The sequence below is a fragment of the Oceanospirillum multiglobuliferum genome, from assembly GCF_900167095.1.
Lineage (GTDB): Bacteria > Pseudomonadota > Gammaproteobacteria > Pseudomonadales > Halomonadaceae > Oceanospirillum > Oceanospirillum multiglobuliferum.
The window spans coordinates 23024-45700 of the sequence record NZ_FUXG01000006.1; the positions used below are offsets into that span (position 1 = coordinate 23024).

At 46.8% G+C, this 22677-nt stretch carries 22 protein-coding genes; 10 read left to right on the plus strand and 12 right to left on the minus strand.

The annotated features are described in order from the left end of the window. Positions 1 to 66: 66 nt before the first annotated feature. From B5D26_RS05740 to radA, 3 genes are all read left to right on the plus strand, one after another. Positions 67 to 324: a helix-turn-helix domain-containing protein gene (locus B5D26_RS05740; protein WP_078744895.1), complete on the plus strand. Its 258-nt coding sequence runs from the start codon at positions 67 to 69 to the stop codon at positions 322 to 324. Further along, positions 317 to 1417 carry a hypothetical protein gene (locus tag B5D26_RS05745; RefSeq protein ID WP_078744777.1) on the plus strand — a complete coding sequence of 367 codons (1101 nt, stop codon included), beginning with the start codon at positions 317 to 319 and terminating at the stop codon, positions 1415 to 1417. Before B5D26_RS05740 ends, B5D26_RS05745 begins: the two co-directional genes overlap by 8 nt. Positions 1418 to 1658: 241 nt before the next feature. After that, positions 1659 to 3029 carry a DNA repair protein RadA gene (radA, locus tag B5D26_RS05750; protein ID WP_078744778.1) on the plus strand — a complete coding sequence of 457 codons (1371 nt, stop codon included), beginning with the start codon at positions 1659 to 1661 and terminating at the stop codon, positions 3027 to 3029. A gap of 30 nt (positions 3030 to 3059) precedes the next feature. Here the strand turns inward: radA and B5D26_RS05755 are convergent, their stop codons facing one another. Next, a complete protein-coding gene (locus tag B5D26_RS05755) occupies positions 3060 to 3566 on the minus strand; it encodes an outer membrane beta-barrel protein (protein WP_159445603.1) in 507 nt (168 codons plus the stop codon). Positions 3567 to 3772: 206 nt separating this feature from the next. On the opposite strand from B5D26_RS05755, the gene B5D26_RS05760 reads away from it, so the two are divergent. Further along, positions 3773 to 5260: a carboxypeptidase M32 gene (locus B5D26_RS05760; RefSeq protein WP_078744780.1), complete on the plus strand. Its 1488-nt coding sequence runs from the start codon at positions 3773 to 3775 to the stop codon at positions 5258 to 5260. A gap of 29 nt (positions 5261 to 5289) precedes the next feature. Continuing rightward, on the plus strand, positions 5290 to 6750 hold the full coding sequence (locus tag B5D26_RS05765; RefSeq protein ID WP_327196249.1) for an aminoacyl-histidine dipeptidase: 1461 nt from the start codon (positions 5290 to 5292) through the stop codon (positions 6748 to 6750). A 243-nt stretch (positions 6751 to 6993) separates the two neighbouring features. Here B5D26_RS05765 and B5D26_RS05770 read toward each other — a convergent pair whose 3' ends face one another. The 6 genes from B5D26_RS05770 to radC form a co-directional block, all read right to left on the minus strand. Further along, positions 6994 to 7992, minus strand: coding sequence for a 2-hydroxyacid dehydrogenase (locus B5D26_RS05770; RefSeq protein ID WP_078744781.1), 999 nt, complete (start codon positions 7990 to 7992; stop codon positions 6994 to 6996). Positions 7993 to 8036: 44 nt separating this feature from the next. Further along, positions 8037 to 8417 carry a SirB2 family protein gene (locus B5D26_RS05775; RefSeq protein WP_078744782.1) on the minus strand — a complete coding sequence of 127 codons (381 nt, stop codon included), beginning with the start codon at positions 8415 to 8417 and terminating at the stop codon, positions 8037 to 8039. 9 nt (positions 8418 to 8426) lie between these two features. Continuing rightward, positions 8427 to 9257, minus strand: a complete 831-nt coding sequence (mutM, locus tag B5D26_RS05780) for a bifunctional DNA-formamidopyrimidine glycosylase/DNA-(apurinic or apyrimidinic site) lyase (RefSeq protein ID WP_078744783.1) — start codon at positions 9255 to 9257, stop codon at positions 8427 to 8429. Between the two features lie 97 nt (positions 9258 to 9354). Beyond that, positions 9355 to 9510 carry a 50S ribosomal protein L33 gene (gene rpmG, locus B5D26_RS05785; RefSeq protein ID WP_078744784.1) on the minus strand — a complete coding sequence of 52 codons (156 nt, stop codon included), beginning with the start codon at positions 9508 to 9510 and terminating at the stop codon, positions 9355 to 9357. Positions 9511 to 9534: 24 nt separating this feature from the next. Continuing rightward, on the minus strand, positions 9535 to 9771 hold the full coding sequence (rpmB, locus tag B5D26_RS05790) for a 50S ribosomal protein L28 (RefSeq protein ID WP_078744785.1): 237 nt from the start codon (positions 9769 to 9771) through the stop codon (positions 9535 to 9537). A gap of 200 nt (positions 9772 to 9971) precedes the next feature. Then, the gene (radC, locus tag B5D26_RS05795; RefSeq protein ID WP_078744786.1) at positions 9972 to 10646 is read right to left on the minus strand and encodes a RadC family protein; all 675 of its coding nucleotides are present in this window, start codon (positions 10644 to 10646) and stop codon (positions 9972 to 9974) included. 218 nt (positions 10647 to 10864) lie between these two features. Here radC and coaBC point away from each other — a divergent pair, with 218 nt between their 5' ends. The 5 genes from coaBC (at position 10865) to B5D26_RS05820 (ending at position 15194) form a co-directional block, all read left to right on the plus strand. After that, positions 10865 to 12130: a bifunctional phosphopantothenoylcysteine decarboxylase/phosphopantothenate--cysteine ligase CoaBC gene (gene coaBC / locus B5D26_RS05800; protein ID WP_078744787.1), complete on the plus strand. Its 1266-nt coding sequence runs from the start codon at positions 10865 to 10867 to the stop codon at positions 12128 to 12130. Positions 12131 to 12223: 93 nt separating this feature from the next. Continuing rightward, positions 12224 to 12679 carry a dUTP diphosphatase gene (gene dut, locus B5D26_RS05805; RefSeq protein WP_139776624.1) on the plus strand — a complete coding sequence of 152 codons (456 nt, stop codon included), beginning with the start codon at positions 12224 to 12226 and terminating at the stop codon, positions 12677 to 12679. A 42-nt stretch (positions 12680 to 12721) separates the two neighbouring features. Continuing rightward, complete coding sequence (gene argB, locus B5D26_RS05810; RefSeq protein ID WP_078744789.1) at positions 12722 to 13624, plus strand: acetylglutamate kinase; 903 nt, start codon at positions 12722 to 12724, stop codon at positions 13622 to 13624. Positions 13625 to 13650: 26 nt separating this feature from the next. Continuing rightward, positions 13651 to 14268, plus strand: coding sequence for a nucleoid occlusion factor SlmA (gene slmA / locus B5D26_RS05815; protein WP_078744790.1), 618 nt, complete (start codon positions 13651 to 13653; stop codon positions 14266 to 14268). Positions 14269 to 14384: 116 nt separating this feature from the next. Next, positions 14385 to 15194, plus strand: a complete 810-nt coding sequence (locus B5D26_RS05820; protein WP_078744791.1) for a response regulator — start codon at positions 14385 to 14387, stop codon at positions 15192 to 15194. 98 nt (positions 15195 to 15292) lie between these two features. On the opposite strand, the gene B5D26_RS05825 is transcribed toward B5D26_RS05820, so the two are convergent. The 5 genes from B5D26_RS05825 to ftsE all read right to left on the minus strand — a co-directional run bounded on the left by B5D26_RS05825 (position 15293) and on the right by ftsE (position 22674). Further along, positions 15293 to 18565: an efflux RND transporter permease subunit gene (locus tag B5D26_RS05825; RefSeq protein WP_078744792.1), complete on the minus strand. Its 3273-nt coding sequence runs from the start codon at positions 18563 to 18565 to the stop codon at positions 15293 to 15295. Next, on the minus strand, positions 18558 to 19601 hold the full coding sequence (locus B5D26_RS05830; RefSeq protein WP_078744793.1) for an efflux RND transporter periplasmic adaptor subunit: 1044 nt from the start codon (positions 19599 to 19601) through the stop codon (positions 18558 to 18560). The genes B5D26_RS05825 and B5D26_RS05830 overlap by 8 nt, the downstream gene beginning before the upstream one ends. Before the next feature lie 236 nt (positions 19602 to 19837). Next, on the minus strand, positions 19838 to 20698 hold the full coding sequence (gene rpoH / locus B5D26_RS05835) for an RNA polymerase sigma factor RpoH (RefSeq protein ID WP_078744794.1): 861 nt from the start codon (positions 20696 to 20698) through the stop codon (positions 19838 to 19840). 204 nt (positions 20699 to 20902) lie between these two features. Next, entirely contained in the window at positions 20903 to 22012 is a 1110-nt protein-coding gene (ftsX, locus tag B5D26_RS05840; protein ID WP_078744795.1) for a permease-like cell division protein FtsX, read from the minus strand. Then, positions 22009 to 22674 (minus strand): cell division ATP-binding protein FtsE, encoded by a 666-nt coding sequence (gene ftsE, locus B5D26_RS05845; RefSeq protein ID WP_078744796.1) that lies wholly within the window; start codon positions 22672 to 22674, stop codon positions 22009 to 22011. Before ftsE ends, ftsX begins: the two co-directional genes overlap by 4 nt. Between the last annotated feature and the right edge of the window lie 3 nt (positions 22675 to 22677).

Genomic DNA, 22677 nt, shown 5'->3' on the forward strand with positions numbered 1-22677 from the left:
ATTTCGAATAATTTATTAATCATAGCATCATGCTGCTTATTTACAAGCTTCTGAATGATCAGATATATGGGCAAAACTATCCACAACAGTAAATACCAAGCTTTGGTGCAAGAACTCACTCAAGAGAGAATAAGGCTAAATGTATCCCAAGGAGAGCTAGCGGAGCAGGTGGGTCTAAATCAATCTGATATATCTAAAATCGAAAAATTTGAAAGACGTTTGGATGTTCTTGAGTTTTCTCAGATTCTTAACGCACTTCGCATAAAAGAAAATCTGAGACTCCAAACTATCGTAAGAGAGTTCACAGGGGTTCAGCATGACTAGTATCACTGAACGAAATACATCGGGCCAGTACTATGTTAATACAAGGCTAGGTGTTGCAAAGACAAAAAGTGAAGCGGATTTCCCAGAGTTTAAGTCTGGCTCTAATGTCCATCAGTTGCTAACTGATTTAATTGAGGTGAATGCCAAAGGTTTTCGTGGTGTTGTAGTAACTGCATTGACGGGCTTACATCTTAATGAGAATTATGATCCTTTAAATAATTTTTATGGCTGCAATCCAAGACCGATTTTTGAATCTGGCATATGGTATGCATTACAAGAAAATGGCATTCCATGTGGGAAATCCGACCCGCTAAATGTAGCAAAGAATACGAACCAACTTAACGAAGATTGGGCACAAGGAAGAAGGCCACAAACAGCAGCTTTGGCTGCTGTAAACTATTTGCGCTTGGTAATGAGTTCTAAGCAAAACAAAAGAGCGAGGTTAATTGATTATTTCTTTTTTCGTTTATGGGCATACTCACAAACAATAACGGGCTTTCAGCTTGCAGAAATTGAATCATCAGAGCATTCAAATCAAACAGTTGGGAATCGACTTGTAGGCTTTACTCTCAAATATCCTGAGTCAGGTAATTTGCCTCAGTATCTTGTTTCCCAGCTTTTATCCGGTTTGTTTCGTACATCAGAGACTGAGGTGATAGGCGGTGGGGAAAGCGCATTTGGTACGAATACAACCTCAAAAAAACCAGCAGATATCTGGCTAGAAACTGACGGAAAACCAATAACCCTTTATGAGATCACGGTAAAACCTGTTTCTCTAAAGCGACTCGATGATAGTTTGGATGCATTGCAATCAACTGGGCATTTAAATCTTCCGGTTACATTTATATGCCGAATGGACCTTGATACTAAGGATCTGAATCTCGCTGATGGCAGCTTTCAATACAAGGGAAAACGTTTCGATTTTATTGATTATAAAAGCTTTTGTTTGTCTGTTTTCTCTCTTCTTAGTGATGAAGAGTGCTCAACAGTAATAAAGAATGTCGCAAGCTTTGTTCAAGACAAAAACATTTCTATGAGAACAAAAGCAGGTTGGAATGAGTTCTTTGAAACTACTCAAACGGAGCGGGTATAAACTCCGAAACGCCACTCACACTTAAATCTCCATCAATCTGTTGGAGATTATTTCATGGCCTCTTGTACGTCAGCACATAACCGAGCAGACGACGCTTAAAGGTTCGTGCCTGCACCTCAGAAAGCTTATTTGTACCAAATTGCCGGATAGCCTGATTAATTGGTAATCTTTACTACAAAACCCCAATATACTGTATATTTACCCATAACTCAGTTGCAAAAGCTTTTAAAAAGGCATCTTCATGGCAAAAGCAAAAACCGGATTTGTCTGCATTGATTGCGGGGCAGATTATCAAAAGTGGCAAGGTCAATGTAACCAGTGCGGTCAGTGGAATACGGTGCAAGAGGTGCGTTTAGGTACGGCGTCTCGTAGCAGTAGTAACAGCGCTGCCCGCAGTGGTTATGCGGGGTCTGCCGCGGGGCAGTTGCAGGACTTGTCTGAGATTAATCTGCAAGAGTTGCCGCGCTTTAGCAGCACCATTGGTGAGTTTGATCGAGTCTTAGGGGGCGGTATGGTGCCCGGCTCGGCGATTCTGATTGGTGGTCATCCGGGGGCGGGTAAGTCGACCTTACTGCTACAGACGTTATGTCAGTTGTCGCAAGTGTTGCCTGCTTTGTATATCACGGGGGAGGAGTCATTACAGCAGGTGGCGATGCGTGCCAAGCGCCTTAACTTGCCTACACAAGGTTTAAAGCTACTGACGGAAACCAGTGTTGAGGCGATTATTGCCACCGCTGAAGAGATGAAACCGAAGGTAATGGTGGTAGATTCGATTCAAGTGGTACACCTTGAAGATATTCAATCTGCCCCCGGCAGTGTCAGCCAAGTGCGCGAGTGTGCAGCGGCATTAACCCGTTTTGCCAAGCAAACGGGCACGGTATTGCTGCTGGTGGGGCATGTCACCAAAGATGGTTCTTTGGCGGGGCCTAAAGTGTTGGAGCACATGATTGATGCCTCTTTACTGTTAGAGGGCAACAGCGACAGTCGTTTTCGTACCCTGCGCGGCCAGAAAAACCGTTTTGGTGCGGTGAATGAGCTGGGCGTGTTTGCCATGCTGGAAACCGGTTTAAAAGAGGTGAAAAACCCCAGTTCGATCTTTTTAAGCCGTGAGCAAGAGGATGCCCCCGGCAGTGTGGTGATGGTGGTATGGGAAGGCACCCGCCCTTTGCTAGTGGAGATTCAAGCGCTTGTGGATGAATCCCACATGAGCAACCCAAGGCGGATCAGTGTCGGTTTAGACAGCAACCGTTTGGCCATGCTACTGGCGGTTCTGCATCGTCATGGTGGCTTATTTACGGGTGATCAAGACGTTTTTGTGAACGTGGTGGGTGGCGTTAAAGTGCTGGAAACCAGTGCGGATTTGGCACTGTTATTGGCGGTGGTGTCGAGCTTACGCAATCAACCTTTGCCTCACGATTTGGTAATTTTTGGCGAAGTGGGTTTATCCGGTGAGATTCGCCCTGTACCCAGTGGTCAAGAACGGATCAAAGAGGCGGCCAAGCACGGTTTCAAACGAGCCATTGTGCCTAAAGGTAACGCCCCCAAAGCGGCTATTGCGGGCATGGAGGTAATCGGTGTGACCAAACTCAGCGAAGCCTTAGACGCGCTATAACGCGATACACTGAGCGTAAGCGGATAAAGTTCAGAAGCTCAGTTCAACCCCAGCGGAGAGATGATAGGCATCAGATCTCAGCTGGGTGTATTCACCAATCAGACCGATACGATTATTCAGCTTTAACACTAAGCCCAAGCCGTAACTTAAGTTGGTGCTGTTGAACGCCTCTTTGGCTTGGTTGCTGATGTCGGCATTTTTAAAGTTGTAGTCGGCCTTTAAATAACCCAATTTAGCACTGTAATCGATCCAACTACTGGCACTTTGAATCAATACCAAATATGCTGCTTGCGTGCTGTAGTCCACTAAACAAGTTTCAGTTTTACCCTGCTTACTCACTTGGCTTTTAAAACTTTCTGCAACACTGTACTCAAGCTGAAATGCAAATCTTGCGCTTAAACGCTGGCCTAAACTAAAAATCACAGGATTCGCTTGATCCCCCTCTATCCCTGTCGCATTTAATGAGCCTGCATGAAGCCCTAAATAGCCGTGCCGCCCCGCAGACCAAGCCAAAGTGGGTAATAAAAGTAAGATCAAAAAACTGCTTCTTAACACCTTAAGCAACCCCGCGATGAATAGGATAACGCTATAAAAGCCTCACAAAACTTGATCACTGTCTGTACAACAACCCGTTTAGAATCCCATACTTAGATGTAAATATCTGTGACTTGATGCAATTTTTTTGCGCTTATATTTTAAATTTCCGATAAACGCCTCTTAATAAACTGAATAGGTGCTGTTTTATGTCATATCAACAACTGAGTGAACGCTTCCAGCAACTACACCATTATCGTCATCTGCTCAGTATTGCGGGCTGGGATCAGGCCACCATGATGCCGGCTAAAGGTAACGATGCTCGTGCCAATGCCATCGCTGAACTCAGCGGACTCTGCCACCGCATCAGCACTGCGAGCGAAGTTTATGATTGGTTAAATGCGGCTGAACAGGAAACACTGACCCACGAGCAACAGGCCAATCTGCGAGAGATCAAGCGTCAGCTGACTCACGCCCAAGCATTGCCAGAATCCCTTGTTTTAGCCCAGAGCAAAGCGGGTGCCAAATGTGAGCACGCTTGGCGACAACAGCGGATCGACAATGACTGGGCAGGCTTTGCCAAAAATCTAAAAGAAGTGGTTCAACTCAGTCGAGAGGAAGCCAGTTTACGCGCAGAACAAACCGGACTGTCCCGTTATGATGCGCTGATGGATCTCTATGAACCGGGTATGCGTAGTGCTGAAGTTGATCGCGTATTTGGCGATCTGCGCCAATGGCTGCCAGACCTGATTCAACAGGTGCAAACTCAGCAAAAAAGCCAAGTCATTACTCAACCCCAAGGGCCGTTCAGCATTGAGCAGCAAAAACAACTGGGACAATATGCGATGCAGTTGCTGGGCTTTGACTTTGACGCGGGGCGTTTAGATGTCAGCAGCCACCCGTTCTGTGGTGGCGTGCCTGAAGATGTACGCTTGACCACCCGATATAACACCGACAGCTTTGCTGAGAGTTTAATGGGAGTGATCCATGAAACAGGACACGCCCGTTATGAGCAAAACCTGCCCAAAAACTGGCTAGGGCAACCCGTAGCAGAAGCACGTTCAATGGGCATTCACGAAAGCCAAAGCCTGTTTTTTGAGATGCAGATCGCCCGTAGTCGCAGCTTTTTAAGTCACCTTGCACCTGAAATCTCACGCATCTTTGGCGCTCAGGCTGCCTTTGATCCAGAGAACCTCTACCAACTTTACACCCGCGTTGAGCCAGGTTTGATTCGGGTTGATGCCGACGAGGTGACCTATCCCGCTCACGTCATGTTACGCTACGAAATCGAACAAGCTTTGATCGAAGGCCAGATTGAAGTCGAACATATTCCCGACCTATGGCAAGCCAATATGCAGCGTTATCTGGGCTTGAATACCGCAGGCAATTATAAAGATGGCTGCATGCAAGACATCCACTGGACCGATGGTAGCTTTGGTTACTTTCCAAGCTATACCCTAGGGGCGATGTATGCGGCACAATGGTTCCACTGCATTCAGCAGCAACTGCCGCAGGTAGAAAACCAGATCGCCCAAGGGGATCTCGGTCAAATCAGCCAATGGTTAAACCAACATATTTGGCAGCAAGCCAGCTTTCTCACCACACCCGAGTTAGTACAGCAGGCCAGCGGAGAAGCACTCAACCCCAGCTACTTCCGCCAACATTTAGAAAACCGTTATTTGCACAATCTGCGATAATAACGCCGAACGACTTTGAGAGTAGATGTATGCCAACACTGAACCATCATTTAACAGAGCTATCACCGCAGCCACTGTGGTCATTTTTTAAGCTGCTGGCCGATACGCCAAGACCCTCTAAGTATGAACACCAAATTATTCAAAAGCTAAAAGCTTGGGCCGAGTCTGAAGGTTTAGAATACAAACAAGACAAAGCGGGCAACTTACTGATTCGCAAACCTGCCACTCAAGGCTGTGAACAGCGCCAGACTATTGTGATTCAAGGCCATGTGGATATGGTGCCGCAAGCCAACCAAAACTCCGCACATAACTTTATCACTGACCCGATTCAAACCCGCATCGTTGAGGGTTGGTTGCAGGCCACAGACACCACCTTAGGTGCCGACAACGGCCTAGGTGTCGCGGCAGGCTTGGCAATTTTGGCCAGTGATGAGATCGAACACGGGCCAATTGAATTACTGCTCACCATCGAAGAAGAGAGCAGTATGCGCGGCGCATTAGAACTACAAGCCGACTGGTTGCAAGGCAAATGGCTGCTGAATTTAGACTCTGAAGACAGAGGTGATGTGTACGTAGGCTGTGCAGGTGGCGTTGATGTGAATGTTGACCACCAATTCAGCCTAAGCCCTAGCTTCAGTCCAGAGGCTTTAAGCCTTCAGATCACAGGGCTCAAAGGTGGCCATTCAGGCTTAGACATTGATAAAGGCCGTGGTAACGCCAATCGTCTATTGGTGCGCGCCCTGACTCGTCTGCAAGAACAAGTGCCTTTTCAACTGATCAGCTTCAATGGCGGCACTCTACGCAATGCCATTCCTCGTGAAGCTCAGGCTACCATCAGCTTACCCACCGAGCTGCATCAAACCGCTTTAAGTGCATTGAATGCCAGTATCACCTTGTTTAACCAAGAGCTTGCAGAAACCGACAACCCTCTGCAACTGAGCAGCCAAGTCACGCAGGCTGAACAAGGTCTTTCAATGGAGGATACCCGTAAACTGCTTAACGTGCTGAATGCCGTACCCTGCGGCGTAGAGCAGATGAGTAACAGCGGCTTTTCAGGTGTCGTCGAAACCTCTAACAACCTTGGTATTGTGTTCCTAGCCAACGGCCTGCTGCAAAGCTGCTTACTGGTACGCTCATTAAAAGACAGCGCGACCCAAGCCTTGGCGGAGCGCATTCGCAGTTGTTTCCATCTGATCGGGGCCAATGTCAGCTTTGATGGCGCATACCCTGGCTGGACACCCAACAGCCGATCCAAACTGCTGCGCCACTTCCAAGCTTGTCACACCGAACTGATGGGCGAACCTGCTCAGGTGAAAGTGATTCATGCGGGGTTAGAGTGCGGCATCATCGGGGCAAAATATCCACAACTGGATATGATCTCCTTTGGCCCGCTGATTCGCGGCGCGCACTCACCAGAGGAGCGGGTAGAGCTGCAATCCGTAGAAGAGTTTTGGCGCTTACTGGTCGCACTGGTTCAGCGCTTGCCTTAACTTATTTATCTTAAACGATGAGTTCATTGATAGATAAAAAAACGCCCAGTGGAAGGGGATCCACTGGGCAAGACCGTGATTAGCTTGATGAGGAGATAAACCATTAATATCTGGAACCTGAACCTGAAATCTTTGGTTTAATGCTTATCGCTAAGCATGTGCAAATAATAATACTTCTCATTAAGCCTGTAAAGAGTTTTTGAGAATTATTTTCATCTACAAAACTGCTTGATTAGTCTTTTTTCAAATATTTTGCGTAAGTTCATTCGGACAGGTCTGTTGGCGCTCAAGCTGGTCAAGGTTGTTGAGTGTGGTAAGTGCAATCTGAGTCAACGCATCTTCTGTAAAAAAGCCTTGGTGTCCTGTGATCAACACATTGGGAAACGACAGCAGGCGCTCAAACAACTCATCATCAATAATCTCCCCTGAATGATCATGGAAGAACAACTGACTTTCCTGCTCATACACATCTAAACCAAGGGCGCTAATCTTTCGACTTTTCAGACCTTGAATTAAGGCATGGGTGTCCACCAATCCGCCTCGGCTGGTGTTGATCAGCATCACACCCTGCTTCATCTGCGAAATCGCTTCGGCATTGATCAAGTGATGGCTCTCGGCACTGAGCGGACAGTGTAAGCTGATGATGTCAGCTTGCTGATATAAGGTTGCTAAATCGCAATACTGGCCGCCTAAAGCGATAAAATCGGCATTTTCATAGGGATCATGTGCCAGTAACTTGCAGCCAAAGCCGTTCAAAATCTTCGCAGTAGCAAGACCAATTTGTCCTGTACCAATCAGACCTACGGTTTTGCCGTGTAGGTTAAAACCTAGTAGGCCATTCAGCGCAAAATTACACTCACGCACACGGTTAAACGCACGGTGTGTTTTCCTATTCAGGGTCATAATCAGTGCAATGGTATGTTCAGCTACCGACTCGGGTGAATAGGCAGGCACACGCACCACTGGCAGGTTTAAGGTTTTGGCCGCTGCAAGATCAACATTATTGAAGCCTGCACAGCGTAGCGCGATATAGCGCACCCCTTGGCTTTTCAGCTGAGTGAGCACTTCAGCATTCAGCTCATCATTCACAAAGGCACAGACCGCATCAAAATTTTGACAGAGTGTCGCCGTAGTGCGGTTCAGGCGCTGTTCAAAATACACTAGCGTTTGCTGGTGATGGGCATTTTCCTGCTCAAAGTAGACTTTGTCGTAGGGTTGGGCGCTGAACACTGCGATACGCATAGCTGAAAAACCTTATCTTGATGGGTTCGATGTCCGTAACAGGATTAACCTAACCATGACATGGGGCTGTGTTTAATCGCTGCACCTACAATGTAAGCGACACTGATGAACGCTGCAACTAAGGCGGCCGTTCGAATCGTTTTGGTTTTGCCGCGTTTTAGGGCAAGGGTGCCAAAAACAATATAGGCCACTAATCCCAAGACTTTTGCAGTCAACCAGCCCTCTGCAAATGGGTATTGTCCAATGATCACGCACAGCGAAAGGGCGCTCACAAGCAGTGCGGTATCAATTATATGCGGCAGAATTTTTACCCAACGTTTTTGTAGTTGAGGCGAGTCTAATAACATCCAAACACTGCGCAGTAAAAACAGACCTAAGCTAATGGCAACAGTGAGTAGATGGATATGTTTGATGGCGGCGTACATGGTATGACCTTATGGCGTGAGGTTTAAAGGCTGACACTGTGGACAAAACACAGTGCTACGATTGTTCTGGCGGATCTCTTGCAGCTGATTTGAGCACTGCACGCAGTTTTGACCTGATTTACCGTAAACGTTCAGTTGTTGGGCGAAATAACCGGGTTTGCCGTCCCCCCCGACAAAGTCGCGTAAGGTGGTGCCGCCTTGAGTAATGGCCTTGGCTAAAATTTGGCGAATTTGCAGCACTAACTCTTCCGCTTCTGATGTGGATAAAGTGCCTGCGAGACGCTGAGGATGTATACCGGATAAAAACAAGGCTTCGTTAGCGTAGATATTGCCCACGCCTACCACCACATGACTGTCCATGATGAAACTTTTGATCGGTGTTCTACGATTGCGGCAGCGTTCGAGTAGATAATCAGCGGTAAAACGCTCTGAGAGCGGCTCAGGGCCTAGTTTAACCAACAGCTTATGCTGTGAGATGGGTTCGCTCGTCCAGAGCACTGCGCCAAAGCGACGGGGGTCGTGATAACGCAGTGTTGCACCACTGGCCAATACAATATCCACATGATCGTGCTTGCCCGCAGGTTCCGCTGCCAGCATCACCCGCAAGCTGCCCGACATACCAAGGTGAACCAGTAGTGTGCCATTGGGTAGAATAAACAGCAGATATTTGCCTCGGCGCTCAATGCGCTCAATAGATTGCCCTAACAATTTTTGCTCCAAGTCAGCGGGAATCGGCCAGCGCAGTTGGGCTTGGCGCACAGTCAGCGCACAGATCTGTTGTTGTTCGCAGTACGGGCTGATGCCGCGTCGGGTGGTTTCTACTTCAGGTAGTTCAGGCATGGCGACTCTCTGTGCGACTATATCCAACTTGAATAGTCGGATATTATGCAGGCATAAAAAAACCCGGACAAGCCGGGTTCTTTCAAAAGCAAAAATCTTATTTGATTTTTGCTTCTTTATACATCACATGCTGACGTACAACAGGATCAAACTTTTTGAATTCAAGTTTGTCTGGTGTAGTACGTTTGTTTTTGGTAGTGGTATAGAAGTGACCAGTACCTGCAGATGATACTAACTTGATTTTATCACGCATCTCATTTGCTCCTTAATTCAATGCTTACAGCTTAACGCCGCGAGCTTGAATGTCAGCAAGTACCTTTTCGATACCTTGCTTATCAATTACACGCATACCTTTAGCAGATACACGTAGTTTCACAAAACGCTTCTCGCTTTCTACCCAAAAGCGGTGCGTGTGAAGATTAGGAACAAAGCGACGACGCGTTTTGTTTTGAGCGTGTGATACGTTATTTCCGGTCACAGGACGCTTCCCGGTAACCTGGCAAACCTTGGACATTTTCTAGCCTCCAGCCGCTAGCGTAGGCGTCTTAATTAAGAAACCTGGGGAATCAGCCGGGGGATTCGATGCCCTGCTTCAACCCGTAAATTAAAGGCGCATCGTTATATCAGAAGACCCACGCACTGACAATGTTTTTCTGTTTTTTGACCTAAAAAACCTATAAAAACGGAGTTTTTAAGATCAATGGCGGCCATTATCTACATCAGGCCGCGTTCGGCAAGTGAAACCGTTTCACCATTGCCAATTATAAAGTGATCAAGCACACGAACATCAATTAATGCCAGTGCTTGTTTCAATTTTTCGGTGATGCGTTCATCCGCTGAGCTGGGCTCGGCAACTCCCGAGGGATGATTATGCGAGAAGATAACAGCTGCCGCATTATGAGCCAGCGCCCTTTTTACCACTTCTCGAGGATAAACGCTTGCGCTATCAATGGTTCCGCGAAATAAAGGCTCAAAAGCGAGCACTCGATGCTGATTATCCATGAAAAGGCAGGCAAACACCTCGTGATCATGATGACGCAATTGTGTCACTAGATATTGCTGAGCCAACTGTGGACTGGTCAGCGCCTCACCAGTTTGCAATCGTGCCAACAGATGACGCCGCCCCATTTCCAAAACGGCTTGCAGTTGTACATATTTTGCGGGCCCCAAACCATGATGGCTACAAAACAGGTCAAGATTTGCTTCTAACAGAGGACGAAGGCCATTAAAACCTTGCAGTAAATCTCGGGCTAACTCTACCGCGTTTTTACCTGTAACCCCCGTGCGTAAAAAAATTGCCAGAAGCTCAGCATCGGTTAAGCTGTGAGCACCTTGTTGTAGTAGTTTCTCTCTTGGCCGATCTTCTGCTGGCCAGTCTTTTAGTGACATCAATGATCTCCCTATCGGTCTGAGTAAAACCCACTACTCCTGTGGGCAGCTCTACATTTTTAGACCAGTTTATGTCTTTTTGCTAGCAGCCATAAGACCAATAAAGCTTTATTTTTTCTTACCTGAAAACAGCGCTCATGCTATCTTGTAGCCCTTTTTCAGCACCTGTTTTATGACAGGGCTGCTAGACGTAATTTTAGATATCATGAGGGTGCTTCATGCTGCAAGGTTATCGGGTGCTATTGGGTTTAAGCGGTGGTATTGCTGCTTACAAATCAGCCGAGCTCACTCGTTTGTTGGTCAAAGCTGGCGCAGAAGTGCGTGTGGTAATGACGCAGGGAGCACAGGCTTTTATCACCCCGCTCACCTTTCAAGCACTTTCAGGAAATCCTGTACACACTAGCCTACTTGACCCAGAGGCCGAAGCAGGTATGGGTCATATTGAGCTGGCAAAGTGGGCAGATATGATTTTAATCGCCCCAGCCAGTGCAGATCTGATGGCACGTTTAGCTGCTGGTATGGCCGACGATCTTCTCACCACCTTGTGCTTAGCCAGCGAGGCGAAGCTATTAATTGCCCCAGCCATGAATCAAGCCATGTGGCGCCATCCCGCCACACAGCGCAATCTTGAGCTATTGCAACAGTATGGCGCTCAGATAATTGGCCCAGCTCAAGGCGAGCAAGCCTGTGGCGATGTTGGACCTGGCCGCATGTTAGAGCCTGAGCAAATTTATAGCCAAGTAGTTGCCAATATGGCACAGATTCAAGCGGTAAAGACCACAGTCTCTCATGTCATCAGCCAGACACTCCCCTTAGCAGGTAAAGTGGTGACAATTACCGCAGGGCCAACACGGGAAGCTCTAGATCCTGTACGCTACATCAGTAACCATAGCTCTGGTAAAATGGGCTTTGCTTTGGCAGAGGCCGCACTGAGTGCAGGTGCAACAGTACACCTGATTGCAGGCCCAGTGCAGTTACAAGCACCAGAGGGCGTGACGCACTACGGGGTGCAAAGTGCCGAACAGATGCTTGAGCAAAGCTTAGCCTTAGTTGCACAAACCGATATTTTTATTGCGGCAGCAGCAGTAGCAGACTATCGGATGGCAGAAGTCGCTGAGCAGAAAATGAAAAAAGCACAGGGTGAAACAGACTTAGTTTTACGCTTAGTACAAAATCCCGATATTGTGGCGACAATTGCTAGACACCCTGAGCGTCCGTTTACCGTAGGATTTGCCGCAGAAACACAAGCGGTAGAAGCTTATGCAGCAGACAAGCTACAGCGTAAAAACTTAGATATGATCATTGCTAACGACGTCTCACGCACAGATATCGGTTTTAACAGCGATCAGAACGCGGTGACGGTGCTTTGGCGCTCTCACAATGGCGTACAGCGCCATCAACCAGAACAGGCCAGCAAGCAGGCTCTAGCGAGCCAGCTAATCAATTGTATTGTTGAGCAATTTGAAGCAAATAAAGCGATTTAATGCATAGCACTGACCACAAACTTAATCACAATGACTTTGACCTAAACCTATCGGCCTAATCGCAAACTAGGTTTCTAAACACAGCGAAAAATGATGAGCATCTTAGACGTAAAAATTCTGAACCCTAAAATTGGCACTGAACTGCCCTTACCAAGCTACGCCACTGAAGGTTCGGCTGGTATGGATCTGCGCGCTTGTATTGATGAGGCCATCACTATTGAACCAGGACAAACGGTTTTAGTTGGCACAGGCTTAGCAATCCATATTGGAGATCCTAAACTAGCTGGTATTATCTTGCCTCGTTCAGGGTTAGGTCATAAGCACGGTATTGTATTAGGTAACTTGGTGGGCTTAATTGACTCTGACTACCAAGGGGAGTTAATGATCTCTTGCTGGAACCGTGGGCAAACCGCGTTCACGCTGGAACCGGGTGAACGTCTGGCACAATATGTACTGGTGCCCGTTGTGCAAGCCCAATTGAACATTGTGACTGATTTTGAAGCAACAGATCGCGGTGCCGGTGGTTTTGGGCACTCTGGTCGACAATAACATTGAATTAACCCGATACTCTCACGAGCTAGCAGGAACACTATGAGCACAAATACTGCACGCGCTATAGAAGTGGTCAAAATTCTCAGTGAAGCGCTGCCCTATATTCAGCGTTTCTCAGGTAAAACCATCGTTATCAAATACGGCGGCAATGCGATGACAGATGAAGATCTGAAAGCGTCATTTGCCCGTGATATCGTGTTGATGAAAGAAGTGGGTATCAATCCAGTTGTGGTACACGGTGGTGGTCCTCAAATTGGAGAGCTGCTTGAAAAGCTGAAAATTGAGTCTCGCTTCGTGAATGGCATGCGCGTCACCGATAACGACACAATGGATGTTGTGGAGATGGTATTGGGCGGTTTGGTGAACAAAGAGATTGTTAGCCTGATCAACCAAAGCGGTGGTAAAGCGGTGGGCTTAACAGGTAAAGATGGCGGCCTAATTAAAGCGAAAAAGCTGAAAGTAACCCATAAAACCCCTGAAATGACCGCACCTGAAATCATTGATATCGGTCATGTAGGTGAAGTAGACGACGTGTGCACCGATGTTGTGGATATGCTGGTCAGCCGCGACTTTATTCCGGTAATTGCACCGATTGGGGTTGATGATCTGGGACGCTCTTACAATATCAACGCAGACTTAGTCGCAGGAAAAATTGCAGAAGCGCTGAAAGCAGAAAAGCTGATGCTATTAACCAACGTGGCAGGTTTGCAAGACAAGAACGGTGATATCTTAACGGGCTTGAGCACTGAACAAGTGGATGCCCTGATTGAAGATGGCACCATCTATGGTGGCATGCTGCCTAAAATTGATTGTGCGTTAAGCGCAGTTAAAAATGGCGTGATCAGCTCGCATATCATTGATGGCCGAGTCCCACATGCCACCTTGTTAGAAATATTTACTGATGCAGGTGTCGGTACGCTGATCACCAATCAGGAAAACTGATCACCCGTTGGCAATTTGGAAAGAATATGACACAGGCTGCTAAGAAAACAGAGCTAAAAGTATCCCGTCGGGATCAAATTTTACAGGCGCTGGTGCTAATGCTGGAGAATAATCCGGGAAGTCGGATTACCACCTCATCATTAGCGAAAGAGGTCGGTTTATCTGAGGCAGCCTTATATCGCCATTTTGCCAACAAAGCCAAAATGTATGAGGGCCTGATTGAGTTCATTGAAGACACGATATTCAGTCGTATCAATCGCATCTTGCAGGATGAACCTCAGGCCATCTATCGCTGTGAACATATCCTGACATTGGTACTGGCTTTTGCCGACAAAAACCCCGGCCTTTGCCGTATTATGACAGGTGAAGCTTTAGTGGGAGAGTCTGAGCGTTTACGGGCTAGGGTCTCTCAGTTTTATGAGCGTTTAGAAACTCAACTCAAGCAAGTCTTGCGTGAAGCAGAAATTCGCGACCAGATGAAAAGCCTAATGCCTGTATCTGCAACAGCCCAACTATTACTCACGATTATTGAAGGTCGTATTATACAGTTTTCTCGCAATGGTCGGTCACCAGTTGAGTTTTGGCCAGAGCAGTGGGCTTTCTTGGCTAAAGACCTTTTAAAACCTGTACTTGTTTCCGTTTAAACAGTATTTATGAGCAATAATTGTTTAAACTGATGATATAAACTCAAATACTACTTAATGCGTTAAGGGCTTAAGAGAGTAAGCCCTGATCTTTTTGGTTTGACTAGGATGCTGTAATGCCGACCCTATCCAGTACTGTAAGAGCGAAGCTTCTAGTCGTGGATAACTCAGTTTTTTTCCGCGATGTGCTTGCAGATACGTTGCGTAAAGAGATTGCACAACTTAGCGTTGATTCCGTGCGAAGCTGTCGTGAAGCCGCACAACTCTTAAATGACAATCCCGACCAATACCTAGCAATTATCAGCGGTCTAGTGTTAGAGGACGCACCACAGGGTGAAATGCTTGATATTGCCCTAGAGTCCAATGTACCTGCTATCGCCTTAACCAGCGCCCTTGATGAAGAGACCCGTCATAAAGTCATGTCTAAAGATGTGGTCGATTACTTCTTTAAAGACCCAGACGGCCTACATGCTGTGGTCAGCTTAGTAAAGCGCTTACTTTGTAATAAGCAACATCAAGTGCTGGTTGTGGATGATTCTCCCACTTACTGCACCTACCTACGTGTACTACTCTCTCGCCACCACTACTCGGTGATTACTGTGAACACAGGCGAGGAGGCATTAGAAATTATCAACAGCCGTAATGATCTTTCGATTGTGCTATTGGATTACCAATTACCCAAAATGAGCGGCTTTGAAGTGATTCGCCAAATTCGGAAAAGCTACAGTGCGATGCAGCTACCCGTGATGGGAATTTCTGGGCATATGGACCAGCAGATTCCGGCACAAATATTAAAGTGCGGTGCCAACGACTTTATGTACAAAGGCTTTACAGTTGAAGAGTTTTATTGCCGCATCAATAACATGCTCGACTTTAACCTCTGCCAGAATGAATTACAGGCTTTAAAAGAGCTAGCCAGTGCATAATGCACCTACTCTTAATATGCACTAGACAGCAAAAAGCCATCGATAAGATGGCTTTTTGCGCTTTAGGGTCAACAATCTACAACTAAAAGAAGTAGAAGTTAGATTGTTTTAGCCACTGCTTTAGTTTGATCCAAATCTTTAATACGCTTCGGTGCAAAGGCGTAGTACATCACTGGAATGACGATCAAAGTCAGCAGCGTTGAAACGGTTAAACCGAAGATCAGCGCGATAGCCAGACCGTTAAAGATCGGGTCATCCAGAATAAACAGTGCGCCAACCATAGCCGCCAGTGCGGTTAAAACAATCGGTTTTGCACGTACAGCTCCCGACTGAATGACCGCTTCCTCAAACGACATGCCTTCTTCTAGCTGTTGGTTGATGAAGTCTACCAACAGGATAGAGTTGCGCACGATAATCCCCGCTAAGGCGATCATGCCAATCATTGAGGTAGCGGTGAATTGTGAACCCAGTAAAGCATGGCCCGGCATCACGCCAATGATGGTCAGCGGAATCGGCGTCATGATGATCAACGGCACCCGATAAGAGCGGAACTGTGCCACCACCAGCATATAGATCAAAATCATACCAACACCATAGGCGATCCCCATATCGCGGAAAGTTTCATAAGTCACTTGCCACTCACCATCCCACTTCACGGAAGGTACTAAAGGCCACTCGGGCTGTTTGATAAAGAACTGATCTAAGGTTTTATCTTCAAACAGTGGCTTATCCTTCAAGGCACCAATCAGGTCGAACATACCATATAGCGGGCTGTCTAATTCCCCTGCCATATCGGCAGTAACGAAAGTTACAGGTAATAGATCTTTGTGATAGATGGTGCGCTCCCACTGGGTTTCACTCAATTTGACCAGCTCAGATAATGCAATCATCTGCCCAGACTGGCTATTCACTTTCAGCGTTAAAAACTGCTCTAGGTTGCTTTTATCCGCTTCACTCAGCTCTAAGCGAATAGGTAGTGCATACTTCATGTGGTTTTCATGTAAGAAACTCACATCCTCACCACCCAAAGCTGTGGTAATAGCTGAAACGATGGTTTGTTGCCCAACCCCTAGCAGTGCAGCTTTTTCACGATCAATCTGTAGGCTGTACTTTTTAGCGGGCGCTTCGATCATATCGTCAACATCCACAATGCCGTCTGTTTGCTCTAGACGAGCACGCAGGGCTTTGGCTGTTTGATCCATCAACGCACTGTCTGGCGCATATATTTCAGCGACCAATGGTGCGATTACGGGTGGGCCTGGAGGTACTTCAACCACTTTAATATTGGCGTTATAGCGCTCACCAATAGCCTGTAAAGGCGCTCGAATGGCTTGCGCGATCTCATGACTTTTGCGGTCACGATGTGCTTTATCCACAAAGTTAACTTGAATATCACCACTATGTGCCGCTTCACGTAGGTAATATTGGCGCACTAAACCGTTAAAGTTGATGGGCGCTGCGGTGCCCGCGTAAGTTTGGTAGTGCGTCACTTCTGGCACCTGTTGCAGATATTCGCCAAGCTCTAATAACACGCGCTGGGTCATCTCAACGGGTGTACCTTCTGGCATATCCACTACCACTTGCAGTTCTGACTTGTTGTCAAAAGGCAGCATCTTCAGTACGACAGATAAAGTGGCAGGCAATGCAGCGGCGGCCAAGGTTAGCGCCACCACCGAAATACCTAGCAATGCCCGCATACCACGACCTTTTTTATCCCGTAAAAATGGCGTCAGCAAAGTGCGGAAAAAGCGCAACATCTTGGTATTGGTCACATCGTGTTCTGGCTCTGCACAATGCTCTTTTGCTTCATGCTTGAGTAATTTGAATGCTAACCAAGGCGTAACCACAAATGCGATCACCAACGAGATCAACATGCCCATACTGGCGTTAATTGGAATAGGGCTCATATAAGGCCCCATCAAGCCTGTAACGAACGCCATCGGCATTAAAGCGGCGATTACAGTAAAAGTTGCCAAAATGGTAGGGCCACCAACCTCTTCTACTGCCAGCGGAATAGCTTCGCGCATGGACTTTCCGCCCATCTCTAAATGTCGGTGGATGTTTTCCACCACTACGATGGCATCATCCACCAGAATACCAATAGAGAAGATCAGCGCGAATAGCGAAACACGGTTCAAAGTGAAGCCATACGCCCACGAAGCAAACAGGGTGATCATCAAGGTGATAACAATCGCAAGCCCCACAATTAACGCCTGACGCCAGCCCAACGCAGCAAACACCAGCAATACAACAGAGCCTGTGGCAAAGATCAGCTTAGAGATTAAGGTATTAGACTTATTGTTAGCTGTTTCACCATAGTCACGAGTTACTGTAACGTGCACGCCCTCAGGCAAAGCAACGTTTTCCAGCTGCTGTAAGCGGGTATTAATGCCCTCTGTAATATCAATAGCGTTTTGACCAGGTTGCTTGGCAATGGCCATAGTCACCGCCGGAAATAGCCTGTTTTGCTTGTTAAACTGCTCTTCTACGGTGTTAAACGCAGGGCCTAAACCCATGAAAACACTTTTTTCTGCTACATCGGCATCTTTAATGATGTCGGCTACATCTTCTAAGTAAACAGGTGTTCCCTTATTCAGCCCCACCACCAAACGTTTAAGTTCTTCGATATTGGTTAAAAAATTCCCCGCCTGCACTGGAATAATTTGATTGTTCTGTACAATTTGGCTTTCAGCCCCTGTGGTATTGCCACTTTTCAGCGCATTACGCAGCGCATCTAAGCTGATGTTAAAGCCTGATAAGCGCACAGGGTCAAGCTTTACCTGTACCACGCTATCAGGGCCGCCGATGGTATAAACGTCACGGGTGCCTTTGACACGTTTAAGTTCAATCTCAAGATTATGAGCGATCTTTTTTAATTCATGGCCACCAATCTGATCATTTTCTGACCAAAGTGTCAGCGACATGATCGGTACATCATCAATACCCATAGGCTTAATTAAGGGTTGGCCAACCCCTAAGTTTTGCGGTAACCAGTCCATATTAGACATGACTTGGTTATACAAACGCACAATCGCTTCTTGGCGGGTAATGCCTACTTCAAACTGCACGGTTAACACCGACATGCCTGCGCGCGAGACGGACATAACATGTTCAACCCCTTCCACTTCTGCCAGTACTTGCTCGGCAGGAGAGGAAACTAGCTGTTCAACTTCAACAGGCGATGCACCATAAAATGGAATGAATACGTTAGCAAAAGTCACATCAATTTGAGGCTCTTCCTCTTTTGGTGTGATTAAAATCGCCAACAAGCCGAGCAACATACCAACAATTGCCAGTAACGGTGTAATCTCGGTGTTTTGGAAGGCTCTGGCGGTTAAGCCAGATATGCCCAGCTTTTTATCTTCATGCATCTTTGCCAACCCTCGCAGTATTGATTAGGTTGAGCGCTTCGTTAGGGTCTAGCGCAATCTGATCACCCACTTGCAGCCCTGATAAAATTTCAACCTCTTGCCCTTGACGTTGACCAAGGCGCACTTGGCGTAGCTGTGGTTGCTGCTGTTGATCCAAAACATAAACCGCACGCAATTCACTGCGTACCACAATCGCTTGTGCAGGAATCATAATGCGCTGCTGACTTCCCAATGGCATAGAAACTTTTACGCTCATGCCGGGATACAGCCCTTGAATATTTTCAGGTAGATGAATACGAACGCGGAAATTGTGAGTGTTGCTGTTTGCATAAGGAAAAATCGTCATGCCTTTTGCCGCCAACATCTCACCGGAAGGCAACGCGACTTCAGCCAGTTTATTTTGGCGTACAGTAGTGGCATAGCTTTGTGGCAGATCAACATTTACACGTAACTGGCTTAAATCAACGCCACTCATCAAAGGTGAGCCTGGGGCAACGACCTCACCTACTTCAACATGACGCTCTGTGACCAAGCCACCATAAGGGGCAATGACTTTGGTATACGACACTTGCTTTTGTGATTCTTTCAATGCCGCGTTGGCCTGACGATAGCTGGCCTTTGCTGAATCAAGCTGGTTACGTGCTTGATCATATTGAGACTGAGAAGCCAACTGTTTTTTATAAATGCTGTCGATACGATTAAAGTTCTGCTCAGCATTAGTCAGGTTAGTTTGCGCCACTCGCAATCCCGCTTGCGCTTGTTCAAAACGAGCTTGCTGTTCTGTATCGCTGATTTGCAAGAGAACGTTGCCTGGGCTGACCTGATCATCAACATCATAATAAATTGCGCTCACAGTTCCCGCGGTTTGTGCTGCCACTGTGCTTTGGCGTACAGCCTCAACTAAACCATTGAGTTGAATATTCTGTGTAATAGCCTTGGTTTCAACCCGTAAAGTCTCTAAAGCTTGGGCACTGGATACCGATGAAGCAAACAGAGTGGCGAGTAATAACCACTGTGGCGTATTGGGCTTTAACATGGATATTGGCTCCTGTTGAGGTCGAGTTTTGCTCGACGCAATCAGTCTAGGATAATGAACTACCCAATATATTAGATCAATCTAATAATAAAGACAATAAGCTAGAGGTCATATCACTCATAAAGTGTGACCTATACTGTTTAAAGTTGCTGCCGAATAGTTTTGATGGGGATATAAACAAAAAAACCGCTCAGGCGAGCGGTTTTTTAAATCATAACAAATTAGAGATTAGAGCTTTAAAGCTCTTGCTCCATAAGTTTACGTACTTTGTTCATGGCATTTTTTTCAAGCTGGCGAATACGCTCAGCAGATACACCATAAACTGCCGCCAACTCGTGCAGTGTGGCTTTATCATCGTTTAGCCAGCGTTGCTGCAAAATGTCTTTGCTACGCTCATCTAGCTGCTCTAAAGCAAATTGCAATCGACTAGAGGAGTCACTCGCCCAATCAGAAGCTTCTAACTGATTAGCAGGATTATATCTATGATCTTCTAAATAGTGTGCAGGTGCTTGGTAAGCCTGCTCATCATCATCGTCAGCATAAGCGTCAAATGAAGCATCATGAGCACTCAATCGGCTTTCCATTTGGCGAACCGTTTGCGGCTTCACATCAAGGTCTTGTGCGATGGCATCAACTTCAGCGTTGTTCAGCCAACCCAGACCTTTTTTGGCGCTACGTAAGTTAAAGAACAACTTACGCTGTGCTTTAGTGGTGGCAACTTTCACGATGCGCCAGTTGCGCAGAACATATTCGTGAATCTCAGCCTTGATCCAATGCACCGCGAAAGACACTAGGCGCACACCAACATCGGGATCAAAACGTTTAACAGCTTTCATCAAGCCCACATTGCCTTCTTGAATCAGATCAGCTTGTGCTAGACCATAACCAGAGTAGCTTTTGGCAATATGAACAACAAAGCGTAAATGCGACAAAACCAGTTCGCGAGCAGCACTGATATCTCCGTGCTCCTGCAGACGACGAGCCAAAGACTGCTCTTTCTCTACAGAAAGTACAGGGAAGCTGTTGGCGATCTGAATATAAGCATTCAAATCCTGACCCGGTGAAAGGTAATCAACAGTTTGTAGGCTAGTTTTCATACAACCTCGTTTTCTCGTTGAGTGACTCAAGTTATCTGAACCAACAGAGTGCAAAAAGTTCACTACAGGTATAAAGCGTTCAATAACGTACACTACTTTAGTTGCTTTGGTAAAGAGCTGCCATGTAAAACAAATATTAATTCTGAGTATTTACTCTGAGCCAATTGTCGACTGACGGCTTAAATTACGAGCAATGATTTACCGCTAACGAGGTTCGATATCACCCAAATGGCGACCTACGGCCAACCATGCGCCTAACCACCCTAAAATTGCGCCCGAAAGAATCAATACTAAAGAATCACCAGAGTTCAGACCTACCAACTCGAAGCTGCTGGCATAAACACTTGCCAATGCCTTAACGGGACCATCAAGCCAGAACAGGCTAATATTGATAATCCCCCATGCCATGATGCCTCCACCTAAACCGTACCAGATGCCCGTATATAAAAAAGGGCGACGCACAAAAGCATCAGTGCCACCAACCAGTTTGACAACAACAATTTCATCTCGGCGATTTTCGATGGCCAAACGAATGGTGTTACCCACCACAAGCAATACGGCTATACCAAGCAAGACCGCTAATGCGCTCACCATGCGCTGACTTAACTCCATGATGTAATACAAGCGCTTCACCCAAGCCAAATCTAGCTGGGCTTCATCAACTTCTGGCAAGGCTTGTAAACTGCGTAGCAGTTGTTCTTGCTGCTGAATATTACCTGCCAATGCCGCAGGACGTACAATTAGGACGCTAGGTAGCGGGTTGCCATCTAAATAATCTAGCGCACCACCAAAACCTGAGAACTCTTTAAATTCGTTCAACGCTTGCTGTTTGGAGATATATTGCACGGCGGCAATATCGCCGCGCTCGCGCAGCTCATCTGCCAGTTTCTCTGCCTTCTGTTCGGTGACATTCATCTTTAAGAATAAAGACATTTGTGATGCGCCATCCCAGTTACTCGTCACCAATTGCGCGTTACTTAGGAACAGATATAAGCCTGTTGGTAACGCAATAGCGATAGCAAGTACCGCCCATGTCATCAAGCTGGCGATTGGTGCTTTCAATACTCGCCATAAGCTATCCAATGCCATCATGCGATGGTGTCGTAGCCAACTGTTGAGTTTGCTTTTGGTTTTAATATGCGACTGACTGGCACCCGCACTAGGCTCTGTTACAGGCTTTCTAGGTGCCTGCTTTTTAGCAGTAGTAGCGCCCTGATGGTGACTTGCACCCGCTTTAGCTACTGAGCCAGTATTGCTGGTACTGCTGGAGCGTGTAACAGCCCCCCGATGATGAGGCTTACCTACTTCACTCACACATCACCTCCATTTACCAATTCACCATGATGCAGGGTGAGTACTCGGTGCCCCATACGCGCCACCAAACCTAAGTCGTGAGTGGCGATCAAAACAGTTACGCCAACCTCTCTAAACTGCTCAAAAAGATGCATCACCTCTGCCGAAAGCTGAGGATCAAGGTTACCCGTAGGCTCATCCGCTAATAGCAACGGTGGCTTATTCACCACTGCTCGGGCAATACCAACGCGCTGCTGTTCACCACCTGACAACATAATCGGGTTTAGCTTTTCTTTTTTCAGTAGCCCCACTTTATCTAAGGCAGCACGTACACGGCGGGCAATATCGTTAGGCTCTGCACCTTCAATTAATAACGGCAGGGCTACATTGTCAAAAACAGTACGGTCGAAAAGCAGTTGGTGGTTCTGAAACACAACACCAATATTGCGACGCAAGTAAGGTACTTGCCCTGCTCGCATACGGGATAGGTTCTGTCCGTTGATAAAAACCTGACCTTGCGAGGCATTTTCCATGCGCATAATCAGCTTTAGCAGCGTACTTTTACCCGCACCAGAGTGCCCCGTTAAAAAACACATTTCGCCGGGTGCGATAGAAAAATTCAGTTGCCGAAGGGCTTCATGCCCGTTTTCGTAGCGTTTACTGACGTTATCGAAGCGGATCATGGC

Coding starts and splice junctions, on each gene's coding strand:
- B5D26_RS05740 (WP_078744895.1), top strand. CDS start 67: ATGGGCAAAACTATCCACAACAGTAAATACCAAGCTTTGGTGCAAGAA.
- B5D26_RS05745 (WP_078744777.1), top strand. CDS start 317: ATGACTAGTATCACTGAACGAAATACATCGGGCCAGTACTATGTTAAT.
- radA (WP_078744778.1), top strand. CDS start 1,659: ATGGCAAAAGCAAAAACCGGATTTGTCTGCATTGATTGCGGGGCAGAT.
- B5D26_RS05760 (WP_078744780.1), top strand. CDS start 3,773: ATGTCATATCAACAACTGAGTGAACGCTTCCAGCAACTACACCATTAT.
- B5D26_RS05765 (WP_327196249.1), top strand. CDS start 5,290: ATGCCAACACTGAACCATCATTTAACAGAGCTATCACCGCAGCCACTG.
- B5D26_RS05770 (WP_078744781.1), bottom strand. CDS start 7,992: ATGCGTATCGCAGTGTTCAGCGCCCAACCCTACGACAAAGTCTACTTT.
- B5D26_RS05775 (WP_078744782.1), bottom strand. CDS start 8,417: ATGTACGCCGCCATCAAACATATCCATCTACTCACTGTTGCCATTAGC.
- mutM (WP_078744783.1), bottom strand. CDS start 9,257: ATGCCTGAACTACCTGAAGTAGAAACCACCCGACGCGGCATCAGCCCG.
- rpmG (WP_078744784.1), bottom strand. CDS start 9,510: ATGCGTGATAAAATCAAGTTAGTATCATCTGCAGGTACTGGTCACTTC.
- rpmB (WP_078744785.1), bottom strand. CDS start 9,771: ATGTCCAAGGTTTGCCAGGTTACCGGGAAGCGTCCTGTGACCGGAAAT.
- radC (WP_078744786.1), bottom strand. CDS start 10,646: ATGTCACTAAAAGACTGGCCAGCAGAAGATCGGCCAAGAGAGAAACTA.
- coaBC (WP_078744787.1), top strand. CDS start 10,865: ATGCTGCAAGGTTATCGGGTGCTATTGGGTTTAAGCGGTGGTATTGCT.
- dut (WP_139776624.1), top strand. CDS start 12,224: ATGAGCATCTTAGACGTAAAAATTCTGAACCCTAAAATTGGCACTGAA.
- argB (WP_078744789.1), top strand. CDS start 12,722: ATGAGCACAAATACTGCACGCGCTATAGAAGTGGTCAAAATTCTCAGT.
- slmA (WP_078744790.1), top strand. CDS start 13,651: ATGACACAGGCTGCTAAGAAAACAGAGCTAAAAGTATCCCGTCGGGAT.
- B5D26_RS05820 (WP_078744791.1), top strand. CDS start 14,385: ATGCCGACCCTATCCAGTACTGTAAGAGCGAAGCTTCTAGTCGTGGAT.
- B5D26_RS05825 (WP_078744792.1), bottom strand. CDS start 18,565: ATGCATGAAGATAAAAAGCTGGGCATATCTGGCTTAACCGCCAGAGCC.
- B5D26_RS05830 (WP_078744793.1), bottom strand. CDS start 19,601: ATGTTAAAGCCCAATACGCCACAGTGGTTATTACTCGCCACTCTGTTT.
- rpoH (WP_078744794.1), bottom strand. CDS start 20,698: ATGAAAACTAGCCTACAAACTGTTGATTACCTTTCACCGGGTCAGGAT.
- ftsE (WP_078744796.1), bottom strand. CDS start 22,674: ATGATCCGCTTCGATAACGTCAGTAAACGCTACGAAAACGGGCATGAA.